This window comes from Mycobacterium sp., from assembly GCF_050701675.1.
Taxonomy (GTDB): Bacteria; Actinomycetota; Actinomycetes; order Mycobacteriales; family Mycobacteriaceae; genus Mycobacterium.
Genome location: NZ_JBOGDD010000615.1, coordinates 1 through 11039, shown reverse-complemented (window position 1 = coordinate 11039; position 11039 = coordinate 1). Strand labels below are relative to the sequence as shown.

The following is an 11039-nucleotide window of genomic DNA, read 5'->3' as shown; positions in this document are numbered from 1 at the left end:
CCCGGGTGCCCACGATGGCACCGAGCGCGAAAGCCCCCACCAGCAGCCCGATGATCACCCACGCCAGGACGCTGGAGCCGCCGACGAGGTCCTTCAGATTGATCAGGATCAGGATCAGTGACCCCGCCAGCCCGATCAGCCCGAGGCTCGGCGCGATCCGTACCCGCCACTGCGAGTAACCGTGCCGGTCGTGGGCGAAGTAGACGAGGACCGCGACACTGGTGGCGATCAGGAGAACCACGATCCCGACGGTCGTGGTGCCGGCGAACCACGTGTAGAACTGCGCGGCAGGGTCCAGTTCGAAGACGACCGCCAGGATGACGCTGAGCGCGACGACCCCCGAGATCCACAGCGACGCCCGGTGCGGTGAGCCGTGCTTGCCGTGCGGGCGACTCAGCGATGCGGGAAGGACGTCGCGCTGCGACAGCGCGAAGACATAGCGGGACACCACGTTGTGGAACGACAGGATGCAGGCGAACAGGCTGGTGAAGTACAGCACCGTGATGACGTCGGCGCCGAGCGTGCCGATGTAGCGCTGCGCGGTGTCGCCAAGGAACGTCGAGCCGGAGTCAGTGGCCCTGGTCACGGCCTCCTCGTCACCCCAGCCGGAGATCAGGGCCCAGCTGGTGATCGCGTAGAACACGCCGATGAGGATGAGCGACACGTACGTCGCGCGTGGGATCGTGCGTTCCGGGGTGCGGGCCTCATCGCGGAAGATGGCCGTCGCCTCGAAGCCGACGTAGCTGATGATGGCGAACAGCAGCCCGATGCCCAGCGAGCCAGAGGTGATGGCGTGCGGGTTGACGATGCCCGTCGACAGGCCGTGGTCTCCGCCGCGGGCGACGATGACGAGGTCCAGTACGGCGACGATCGCGATCTCGGCGGTCAGCAGAACCGCAAGCACCCGGCTGGACAGGTTGATGTTGCGGTAGCCGAGGTAGGTCGTCACGGCGAACGCAGCGGCGGCGAACACCCACCACGGCAGAGTCGGCCCGTTGAACAGCTCGAAGATGCTCACCCCCGCAGGCCCAAGCAGGCCGTAGACGCCCGCCTCGATGGCCAGGTAGCTCACGATGGCGACGAACGCGATCCCGATGCCCGCCGGAAGGCCAAGGGACTTGCGGACATAGGAGAAGAACGCGCCCGCCTCTTGGACGTGCGGTGTCATGGCGGTGAAACCCACCGAGAAGAACAGCAGGATGACGGTGGCAACGATGAACGTCGCGGGGAATCCGACGCCGTTGCCGCTCGCGATGCCCAGCGGAACGACGCCGCCGATCACGCCGAGGGGGGCCGCGGCGGCGACGACCATGAACACGATGGACGCCACGCCGAGAGTGCCTCGGAGCTTGCGCGTGGTTGGCTCTGACGCCAAAGAGTCTGGCGTATCGATCAATTCGGACATGGTCGCACCGTAGGGACCACCGGGGGGTGGCACCACACCTGCGGTCAGCACGAGCATTAGGCCGTAACAATCGGACACAATCGCGCCGGTTTGCGCTTGCGCAGTCCAAAGGTAGCCTTCGGGACGTGAGCAGTTCGGTGCGCGGTGTCGGCGGCAGGGGCAAGCAACCGCTTCGGGTGGGCGCCACGCCGGTCCCCCACGCCGAGATCCTCGACTTCGTCAGACCCATGGTCGCAAGGGCCGGAATCGATCTGCGCATCGAGGTATTCGAAGACTTCGACGGGCCCAACGAGTCCCTGGCGGCAGGTCGTCTGCACGCCAACTTCTTTCAGTACCGGCCGTTCCTCGACGAGTTCAACCGTCGCACCGGCAACGGTCTGGTGCCCGTCGCGCCGGTGCACGTCGAACCGTTCGGCCTCTACTCGACGTTCGTCGCGACCCTCGCCGAGTTGCCCGAGTACGCGGAGCTGGCACTGCCCGGCGATCCCGTGAACGTGCACAGGTCACTGACGATGCTGGACGAACTCGGGCTGATCGACTGCGCCCCCCGGCACCAGGCCCTCGCCACCCCCGCCGACGTGCGGGCCAACCCGCGGAGTCTCGTCCTCAAGGAGATGGCCGGCTGGCTGCTCGCCGGCGTCCGGGCAGACTTCGACGCGGTGTTCCTGTTCGGGAACCAGGCCATCGAATGGGGTGTCGACATCGGCGGCGCGCTGCACTGCGAGCGCGGCAACCCGACCTACGCCGAGTATCTGGTGGCACGGCGGGACAACTGCGAAGACGCGTCCATCCGATGTCTGGCAGCCGCGCTCAACTCCAACGAGACCCGCGACTTCATGGCCACGGCGTATGCCGGCCAGGTGTTGCCCGCCTTCTAGGTTCGCGTCACGCCGAACCAAACCCTTTTCCCGACGCGGACCGTCGGTGACAGTCGGCTGGTGTATCAGGGCTCGATGCGACCAGCGGCGCCGACCGCGACGACGCAGGTGGTCCTCGTCATCGACGTCCCCTCGGGAATGACCGAGTTGGTCTCGCGCGCCGAGCAACTCGTCAACGAGTTCGGCTGGACGACGACCAGGACGGTTCCCGGCGTCAGGGCACGCAAGGCCGTGGTGGTTGCGGGTCGCACGTCCCAGCCGGTCGCGGCCAGCCCCTACCCCAGCGATGCCCTGACCATCGATCGCGTCAATCGGGACGTCTGGGTCGACGGCGAACCGGTGCACCTGACGTTCCGAGAGTTCGAACTGCTCACACATCTGGCTCTGACGCCGGGACGTGCCGTCTCACGCGAGAATCTGATGCGCGACGTCTGGCGGGACGGGGCCTCGGGTTCGTCACGGGGTTCGCCTCCTGCCTCGTCGCGCACGGTCGACACGCACGTCCGGCGGCTGAGGGTGAAACTCGGCCACTACGAACGCCTTCTGACGACGATGCGTGGCCAGGGCTACCGATTCGAGAGCCATCCCGACGTGCACTTCGTCGGAGCGGTGCAGCGACCGCGGCCCGCCTGACCTACCGCAGCACGCGCTCGTCCACGACGAACAGGACGAGGGTGACCGCCAGGATCGCGGCGGCCAGCCAGATCGCGTGCGCACCCCACGCCCGGCTGGCGAACGCGCCGACCAGCGCCCCGCCGACGAACGCGAGGATGACGGTGCCGTAGATCCCGCATGCGCGCCGCGATGCGGACCGCCGATCGACGAAGCCCTCGTAACCGGCTTCGACGAACCTCATGAGATTCCCCGTCGTCGCCACCGGTAGGTAGGCCAGATCGCCGATGCTGCGGAACAACCCCATCTGCAGCGCGGCGAGGAATGCGATCGGCACCGTGACGTAACTGTGCGCCACGGTCACCGGAACGAAGCCGATGACCACCAGGGCGACCACCTGCACGGCCATGGTCCAGCGCAGCGGATGTGTGACGACGCGTTCGGCGCGTCCGGACTTGATGTGGGAGGCGAGGAGGACGCCCACACCGAAGGCGAGAATCGGCCAGACGTGGGCCATTGCGGCCGCCACCTTCCGCTCGGAGGCGTCGATGGCGAAGAAGATGACGTTTCCGGTCTGGACGTTGGCGAACACGCCGCCGCGCACGAAGAACGTGTGAGCGTCCATGAACCCGTTGGTCAGGGTGAGGAGCAGCGCGAACCACAGCGTCCTGGTGCGTTCGGAGTCCGTCGGGCCGGGTGTCGGGGCGCCCATTCGATCAACCTAGTCGGCGAAACGAGGCGTGGGGGACGTAGGTGAGCGGAGGCAATGCGTGGACGGTTCGCGGGCGTGGCTGAGTCCACGTTTCCGCTCCCCGGCTATGGCTGTATCCGGGCAGCCACGGTGATCGCCGCGGCGGCCGCTATCGCCGCTGCGGCGACGAGGGTCGTGGTGTGCCACCCGAACCATTCCACCGCTGCTGCACCGAAGGCGGTGCCCAGGCTGCCGCCGATGAAGTAGACGAGCATGTAGGCACTGTTGAATCGCGCCGGCGCGTCCGGATTGATGGCCAGGACGGTGCTCTGGTTGGCCACTTGCGCTGCGAACAATCCGGCGTCGAACAGGCCGAGGCAGACCAGTGCAACGGCGATGTTCGAAAGGAATGCGCCCAGTGCCGCCGCTGCGGCTACCGCGATGACGAGTCCGAGGAGAATCACCTTTCGTGCTCCGACACGGTCGGTCCAGACACCGGCGATCCGTGTGGCGATGATGCCCAGCAGCCCGGCGAGTGCATAGAGGCCGATCCGTTCGGATGAGTACGTGAACGGAGGCTCTGAGAGCGCGACCGCAAGGCCTGCCCAGACTGCGCAGAAGGCGAAGAACCACAGGGCGCCACGGCCGGCCGCGAGCCGAAGCGAGGCGAACCGGACATACAGACCGGGCAATGCCCGAAGCGTGGCAAGGTATCCCGATGCGGCGCTGGGCGCCGCCGCGGGCAGCACGACGCGGGCGGCAATTGCCACGGCGACGCACGCGATGGCGAACACTAGAAGCGTTCCGCGCCAGCCGATCACGTCGGTAAGCCAGCCGCCTATGATCCGTCCCGCGAGAATTCCCCCGGAGATTCCCGCGGTGACGATCCCCAGGACCGTGGCACGCCGCTGAGGTACCGCGAAACGACCTGCGACTGAACTCAATTGCGCACCGACCGAGGAACCGGCTCCGACGACTCCGACAGCAAGGCCGAGAAGCCATGGTGTGCCGACCCAGGCGCTGACGGCTAAGGCGATCGCTAGCACGCCGAATTGCGTTGAAAGCACGTATCTTGGCGCAAACCGGTCAACGAGCGGTACCAGCAGGGCCAGCCCCACCAGGTAGCCAACTGGCCCACATGCGAGGGCGATACCAATCTCTGCAGGCAATGCGTGCAGCGTGTCGGCCACCACGGCAATCGCTGGCTGAAGGGGATAGATGCAAGCTGTGCCCAGTGCCGCCGCGATCGCCATGAACCACACGACGGGTGTCCGTAGGGCCGCCGTTACAGGGGTCGTGAGCACATCATTTTCCATGACGACGACGTTAGGCAGGTAACAGTCGCCCATGCTGGCGGAAAACCGACGGCAACGTCGTACCGACGGTGGTTGGCACGCAACGATCCAGCGGCACCGGCAGAACCCCTCGTCGACCATCCGCCGGAGCGGGATCACCAACTGCTGCCGGCGGTGAAGGGAATCTCTCTGGCGGGCAACGTGATTCGCAGCACGGAGGGTAGACCGTAGAAGTTCGCGCCGTGAACGGCGCGCCTAGCCGACGTACTTGGTGAACCAGTCCTGGGTCTTCTGCCAGGCATCGGCTGCGGCCGTTGGGTCGTAGCGTTCACCCGTGTCGTTGAAGAAGGCGTGGTCCGCGCCCTGCTCGACGACCAGCTGGTTCACCAGCCCAGCCTTGTCGAGTGCCTGCTGGGCGGCATCCTTCGTGCCCGTGACGCGCGCGTCCTTGGAGCCATAGAACCCCAGCACCGCGACGTCCTTGGATCCGCTGAAGTCCGCGCCGTCGGGCAGCGGGCCGTAGAACGGGACGGCGGCCGCGAGCTGCGGTTCACCGGACGCGAGCAGCTGCCACACCAGGCCGCCGCCCATGCAGAATCCGACGGCCGCGACCTTGGCCCCCTGGGTCCGACGCTGAAGCTCCTCCACTCCGGACTTCATGTCCGCCGTGAAGTCCTCCGGCGAGATCTTGCTCAGCGCCGCGGTCGCCTCGGCTGGGTCCGTGAACGTCGCCGTGCCGCCCTGGGCCGAGAGCAGATCGATCGCGAGTGCGGAGTATCCGATGCCCGCGAACCGGCCGGCCACCGAACGCACCCAGTCGGTGAGTCCCTTGTTCTCGTGGATGACGAGGACGGCTCCCTTGGGCGTCGTGGCCTCCGACCACGCTGCCTGAAGCTCGCCGCGCGGGCCCGCCCACGTGATCGGCGTCGTCTCCAGTGCGTTCTCGATGCCGGGCGGAATGGCCTGCGCGGTCGCCGCGCCGCTGGAGGTCACGGGCGCGTCGGCCGTGGGCTTGGTGTCAGCGCCGTCCTTGCTGTCCTTGCTGCAGGCGGCGATGAGCGTGCTCGCGGCGGCGGCGCCGACACCGATGAGGGCCAGACGCCGCATCGCTTCGCGTCTGGACATCAGGCCGTCGACGTGGTCGGTCGCGATCTCTTCGGCGATGTAACGCTGCAGTGGGGTCACCCACGCGAGTATGCCCCGAGATTCTGAACTTGCGATGGGAGACGGCACTGACGGCGATACTCGACGTCATGTCATCGGAGGTCAGCCGAACCGCTCTCGCGGGCCGCGTGGCCGTGGTCGCCGGCGCGACCCGTGGCGCGGGCCGCGGGATCGCGGCTGCGCTCGGCGAGGCGGGGGCCACGGTGGTCTGCACGGGTCGCACCAGTTCCGTCGTTGAGCTGCCTTCGGACTACGACCGACCCGAAACCATCGAGGAGACAGCGCAACTCGTCGCCGAGCTCGGAGGCGTCGGCGTCGCCATCCCCACTGATCATCTCGACATCGCACAGGTGAGCGCCTTGGCTGATCGTCTCCGCCGTGACTACGGCGCCATCGACGTCCTCGTCAACGACATCTGGGGCGCCGAGATCCTCAAGGGACCGCCATCGACGTGGAATCGGCCGATGTGGGAGCACGACCTCGACGACGGGCTGCGAATCCTGCGCCTCGGCGTCGACACCCACCTCATCACGTCGCACTGCCTGCTGCCGCTGCTGATCGGCAGGCCCGGCGGACTGCTGGTCGAGGTGACGGATGGCACGGCCGAGTTCAACGCGCACAACTACCGGCTGTCGGCGTTCTACGACCTGGCGAAGGTCTCGGTGAACCGGATCGCGTTCAGTCAGGGACACGACCTCGCTCAGTTCGGCTGCACCGCCGTCGCGGTGACGCCGGGCTGGCTGCGCTCGGAGATGATGCTGGAGAACTACGCCGTGACCGAGCCGACGTGGCGCGACGCCCTGGAACCGGGGCGGGCCGACGGGGGCCCGACCGCGCCCGCCGCCTTCACGGAGTCCGAGACGCCCCGCTTCCTCGGCCGTGGGGTGGCAGCCATTGCGGCGGACCCCGACCGGGCTCGCTGGAATCAGCGTTCGGCGAGCTCGGTCGAACTCTCCCGCGAGTACGGATTCACCGACGTCGACGGCCGCCGCCCCGATGCCTGGGTAGAGCAGTAGACAATTTTGAGAAAGTGTTCACGATTTCGTTGACACCGGTGCTGCGCGGCTGTTCTATGACGGAGTGAGCTACGACACGATCATCAGGAACGGCCGCTGGTTCGACGGCTCCGGCGCCGCCTCCGCGGTGCGCACCCTCGGCATCCGCGACGGCCATATCGTCGCGATCTCGGCTGACGACCTCGACGAGACGGGCTGTCCGCAGGTCATCGACGCGACCGGCAACTGGGTGCTCCCCGGCATACTGGACATCCACACCCACTACGACGTCGAGGTGCTGGGCGGTCCCGCGCTGGCCGAATCCCTGCGCCACGGCGTGACCACCGTGATGCTCGGATCCTGCTCGCTGTCGACCATTCACGTGGACGGCACGCAGGCGGGCGACCTGTTCGGCCGCGTCGAGGCCATCCCCCGCGACCACGTGATCGCCGCAGTCAGCCAACACAAGACCTGGCGTACCTGCGACGAGTACGTCGACGCGCTGGAGGCGCTGCCGCTCGGCCCGAACCTGGCGGCATTCATCGGACACTCCGACATGCGGACCGCCGTGATGGGTCTTGACCGCGCGACCCGCAAGAGCGAGCGACCCAGCCGCAGCGAGCAGTCCGAGATGGAGCGCATGCTCGCCGAGGCGCTCGATGCAGGCTTCGTCGGGATGTCGTCGATGCAGCTGCTCTTCGACAAGCTCGACGGTGACGTCTGCCGTTCCCGCACGCTACCGTCCACGTATGCCAAGCCTCGCGAGCAGCGCAGGCTGAAGTCGTTGTTGCGCAAGGCAGGACGCGTTCTGCAGTCCGGCCCGGACATCGAGAACCCGCTGAACCTTGGGTCGCAGATCGCCCAGTCGCTCGGCCTCTTCCGCAACCCGCTCAAGACCAGCCTGCTGTCGGCGGCCGACGTGAAGTCCAATCCCTACGCGGTCCTGATGATGGGCCCGGTCGCGCGGTTCGTCAACCGCCTCGGAGCCGACTTCCGGTGGCAGCATCTACCCGTGCCGTTCGAGGTCTACGCCGACGGCATCGACCTGGTGATCTTCGAGGAGTTCGGTTCGGGCGCTGCGGCATTGCACCTGAGCGACCAGGTCGAGCGCGACGAGATGATGCGCGACGAGGAGTACCGGCGCCGGTTCCGCAAGGACTACGAGAGCAAGTTCGGGGTACGGGTCTGGCACCGCGACTTCTTCGACGCCGACATCGTCGACTGTCCCGATGCGGCAGTGATCGGCAAGTCCTTCGGGGAGGTCGGTGTGGACCGCGGCCTGCATCCCGTCGACGCGTTCCTCGATCTGGTGCTCGAGCACGGCAAGGCGCTGCGGTGGCGCACCACCATCTCCAATCACCGCCCGGAGGTGCTCAAGAAGCTCGCGCGCGACCCCGGCGTCCAGATGGGCTTCTCCGACGCGGGCGCCCATCTGCGGAACATGGCGTTCTACAACATGGGACTGCGGTTGCTGCGCCACGTTCGCGACGCGGAGGCATCGGGACATCCGTTCATGACCGTCGAGCAGGCCGTGCACCGCCTCACCGGCGAGTTGGCCGATTGGTACCGCCTCGACGCGGGCCATCTGCGCATCGGTGACCGCGCCGACGTCGTGATCATCGATCCTGCCCGCCTCGACGAGCGGCTCGACGACTACGCGGAGGAACCCGTCGCGCAATACGGCGGGTTGTCGCGAATGGTCAACCGCAACGACGACACCGTCAAGGCAGTGTTCGTCGGAGGCCGCGCGGTGTTCCTGAACGGCCAAGCCACCGAACTGGTGGGCCGCAGCCGCACCGGACGATTCCTACGCGCCGCCCACCGGGCCCCCGCGCTCCCTACGCAAAGAGACGAGTTGACAAGTGTCGGTTGAGGATACGGTTCTCGGCATGTGGGCCGCACTGTCGGCACGCGACTGGGAGTCACTGAAGTCGTTCCTCTCCGAGGACTGCATCTATCTCGACATGCCGGTGGGGCCGACGGCCGCCGCGAAGGGCCCCGAGGACATCGTCAAGCGACTCAAGATCGGCCTCGAACCGCTGGCCTCCTACGAGAACTTCACGGGGTTGCTTGTCGCCGACGGTGTCGATGCCATGTACGAGCACCACGAGGAATGGCATTGGAAGACGGGCGAATCCGCGGTGCTGAGATTCGTCACGGTGCACCGGGTCGAGAACGGGAAGATCACCCTGTGGAAGGACTACTGGGATATGGGCGCCCTGGCCAACCACGCTCCGCCGACGTGGATGGAGGACTTCGGCAACGCCGACATGTCCTGGATCTTCGACGCGACCGGCGTGGTCTAGCCAGCCGTCAACGCACCTACACACTCCAGGCCAGCCGGAACTTCTCGGCCAGCCCGTCGGGGGCCGAGGTCGACGTAGTTCTCGTGTTCAGCGCAAGGGGAGCTCACCCCGCGAACGGGGGGCTCACACAGGAAGTTTCTTGCTGTAGTCGATCGACAGACTGAACAACATATAGGCGATGCCGGCCCCGGCAAACATCATCAGTGCAGGGAAATAGGACCCCGTCGCGCTCACGATTGCCCCTGTTATGAGCGGGATGGCGATTCCGCCGATATTTGCAAAGAGGTTCATCATCCCCCCGACGATGCCGACGTGTCGCCGAGCGGCGAGAGTGGCAGGCAGGCTCCAGTACAGACCCATGAAGCGGAGGAAGAACAGCGTGACAGCTAGGAGCGCGACCGCTGCTCCAGCGCTCGGCACGTACGCAACGCCGACGACCGCAGCGGTCGATCCAAGAGCAGAGATCGAGAAGATCGTGCGCATGACGACATTGGCAGTTCCTCCTCGCTCTCGCCACCTCTGCGCGATCCAACCCGCAAAGTTTTCTCCGACGAACCCTGCACCGAACATCACGAAGACGGCGCCTGCCATGGTTTTGATGTCCAGACCACGCTCTTGATACAGGTATAGCGGGCCGAACGTGAGCAGGCCATAGAAGACCAAGTTTGCTGACAACCAGCCAAGTCCCATCGCCCAGAACGTCCGCTGTCGCAGGTAATTGATCGGCGACGTCGGATGCTCCGGTAGCACGTCGGCATCGGCGATCGCCTCCGCCTCAAGCTCAGCTTCGATGAAGTCGCACTCCCGCGCTGTGACCCCCGGGTGTTCCTGCGGACTATCGCGCAGATACCAGTAGGCGACAAGGGCAAACGCGAGGCCGCCGGCGCCGACGACGATGAAGGCCTCGCGCCAGTCGCCTAGCCACGAGATGAGCCCGCCGACCAGCAGTCCACCGAACGCACTTCCGAGCGACGCTGAGGAGTTCATTAGCGCTGCCCCTCGCGCACGTTCGCGATTTGCTAGCCAAAGCGCACTCAGTTTGGCACCGGAGGGAAGTTGGGCCGCTTCGGCCGCGCCCAGGAATACCCGCATCACCACCAACTGAATGGTGTTCGCAGCCAGTCCGGTCACTGTCTGAATCACAGCCCACAGCAGCATCACCGAGCCGATCACGCGACGCGGACCGTAGCGGTCCGCTGCCCACCCTCCGGGGATCTGGAAGACTGCATAGGTCCAAAAGAACGCACTCAGCACGTACCCCTGTTGTTGCGGGTTCAGACCAAATTCATCGGCGATCAACGGCATACCGACCGAGATGCTGACTCGGTCTATATAGCTGACCGAACCGATCACGAGGAGCAGGAGGAAAATCCGCCAGCGCCGGTCGAGAGTGAATCGGGTCTGCGGTCGGTCTTGTCGCGAAATGGGACGCTCGAGGGGATCTCGTGACGTTGCAGAATTTACGATCTCTGACATGGCGCGCGTTTCCAATCGTCAGGGGTGGACCTCGAAATGTCTCCAGCCGGGACGGCCATTTGAATTGGAAGTCAGCCAAACACCCGTCGAGTTCGACTGTCAAGATGAGTGCGTCCCTCGTGCGGAATCGCATAGCCACGCTGTGCGAAGCCGCATATTGACACGATAGGGGTGCGCAGCCGGATACTTACCACGCGGAAGCCGCACAGAATCGGCT

General features: G+C 66.1%; 10 protein-coding genes. 5 read left to right on the top strand and 5 right to left on the bottom strand.

Annotated elements, in window-relative coordinates; translation table 11 throughout:
* On the bottom strand, nt 1-1405 hold a 1405-nt coding region (locus ACRDUX_RS18995; protein WP_526415571.1), incomplete at its 3' end, for an amino acid transporter.
* Between the two features lie 125 nt (nt 1406-1530).
* On the opposite strand from ACRDUX_RS18995, the gene ACRDUX_RS18990 reads away from it, so the two are divergent.
* Both ACRDUX_RS18990 and ACRDUX_RS18985 read left to right on the top strand, forming a co-directional pair.
* Nucleotides 1531-2283, top strand: a complete 753-nt coding sequence (locus tag ACRDUX_RS18990) for a MetQ/NlpA family ABC transporter substrate-binding protein (protein WP_526415570.1) — start codon at nt 1531-1533, stop codon at nt 2281-2283.
* 75 nt (nt 2284-2358) lie between these two features.
* Complete coding sequence (locus tag ACRDUX_RS18985; protein ID WP_526415569.1) at nt 2359-2916, top strand: winged helix-turn-helix domain-containing protein; 558 nt, start codon at nt 2359-2361, stop codon at nt 2914-2916.
* Nucleotide 2917: 1 nt separating this feature from the next.
* Here ACRDUX_RS18985 and ACRDUX_RS18980 read toward each other — a convergent pair whose 3' ends face one another.
* The 3 genes from ACRDUX_RS18980 to ACRDUX_RS18970 all read right to left on the bottom strand — a co-directional run bounded on the left by ACRDUX_RS18980 (nt 2918) and on the right by ACRDUX_RS18970 (nt 6066).
* Nucleotides 2918-3607, bottom strand: coding sequence for a YoaK family protein (locus ACRDUX_RS18980; protein WP_526415568.1), 690 nt, complete (start codon nt 3605-3607; stop codon nt 2918-2920).
* 104 nt (nt 3608-3711) lie between these two features.
* Nucleotides 3712-4902, bottom strand: coding sequence for an MFS transporter (locus tag ACRDUX_RS18975; protein WP_526415567.1), 1191 nt, complete (start codon nt 4900-4902; stop codon nt 3712-3714).
* A gap of 234 nt (nt 4903-5136) precedes the next feature.
* Nucleotides 5137-6066, bottom strand: coding sequence for a dienelactone hydrolase family protein (locus ACRDUX_RS18970; RefSeq protein WP_526415566.1), 930 nt, complete (start codon nt 6064-6066; stop codon nt 5137-5139).
* Between the two features lie 68 nt (nt 6067-6134).
* Between ACRDUX_RS18970 and ACRDUX_RS18965 the strand changes: the two genes are divergently transcribed.
* The 3 genes from ACRDUX_RS18965 to ACRDUX_RS18955 all read left to right on the top strand — a co-directional run bounded on the left by ACRDUX_RS18965 (nt 6135) and on the right by ACRDUX_RS18955 (nt 9346).
* The gene (locus tag ACRDUX_RS18965) at nt 6135-7061 is read left to right on the top strand and encodes an SDR family oxidoreductase (protein WP_526415565.1); all 927 of its coding nucleotides are present in this window, start codon (nt 6135-6137) and stop codon (nt 7059-7061) included.
* A 64-nt stretch (nt 7062-7125) separates the two neighbouring features.
* Complete coding sequence (locus tag ACRDUX_RS18960) at nt 7126-8913, top strand: N-acyl-D-amino-acid deacylase family protein (protein ID WP_526415564.1); 1788 nt, start codon at nt 7126-7128, stop codon at nt 8911-8913.
* Nucleotides 8903-9346 carry a nuclear transport factor 2 family protein gene (locus tag ACRDUX_RS18955; protein WP_526415563.1) on the top strand — a complete coding sequence of 148 codons (444 nt, stop codon included), beginning with the start codon at nt 8903-8905 and terminating at the stop codon, nt 9344-9346. The genes ACRDUX_RS18960 and ACRDUX_RS18955 overlap by 11 nt, the downstream gene beginning before the upstream one ends.
* A gap of 123 nt (nt 9347-9469) precedes the next feature.
* On the opposite strand, the gene ACRDUX_RS18950 is transcribed toward ACRDUX_RS18955, so the two are convergent.
* Nucleotides 9470-10822, bottom strand: a complete 1353-nt coding sequence (locus ACRDUX_RS18950) for an MFS transporter (protein ID WP_526415562.1) — start codon at nt 10820-10822, stop codon at nt 9470-9472.
* Between the last annotated feature and the right edge of the window lie 217 nt (nt 10823-11039).

Bases quoted from the DNA above. Each gene is read 5' to 3' on its own strand.
- ACRDUX_RS18985 (WP_526415569.1), top strand. From the start codon at position 2,359: ATGCGACCAGCGGCGCCGACCGCGACGACGCAGGTGGTCCTCGTCATC.
- ACRDUX_RS18950 (WP_526415562.1), bottom strand. From the start codon at position 10,822: ATGTCAGAGATCGTAAATTCTGCAACGTCACGAGATCCCCTCGAGCGT.
- ACRDUX_RS18975 (WP_526415567.1), bottom strand. From the start codon at position 4,902: ATGGAAAATGATGTGCTCACGACCCCTGTAACGGCGGCCCTACGGACA.
- ACRDUX_RS18980 (WP_526415568.1), bottom strand. From the start codon at position 3,607: ATGGGCGCCCCGACACCCGGCCCGACGGACTCCGAACGCACCAGGACG.
- ACRDUX_RS18965 (WP_526415565.1), top strand. From the start codon at position 6,135: ATGTCATCGGAGGTCAGCCGAACCGCTCTCGCGGGCCGCGTGGCCGTG.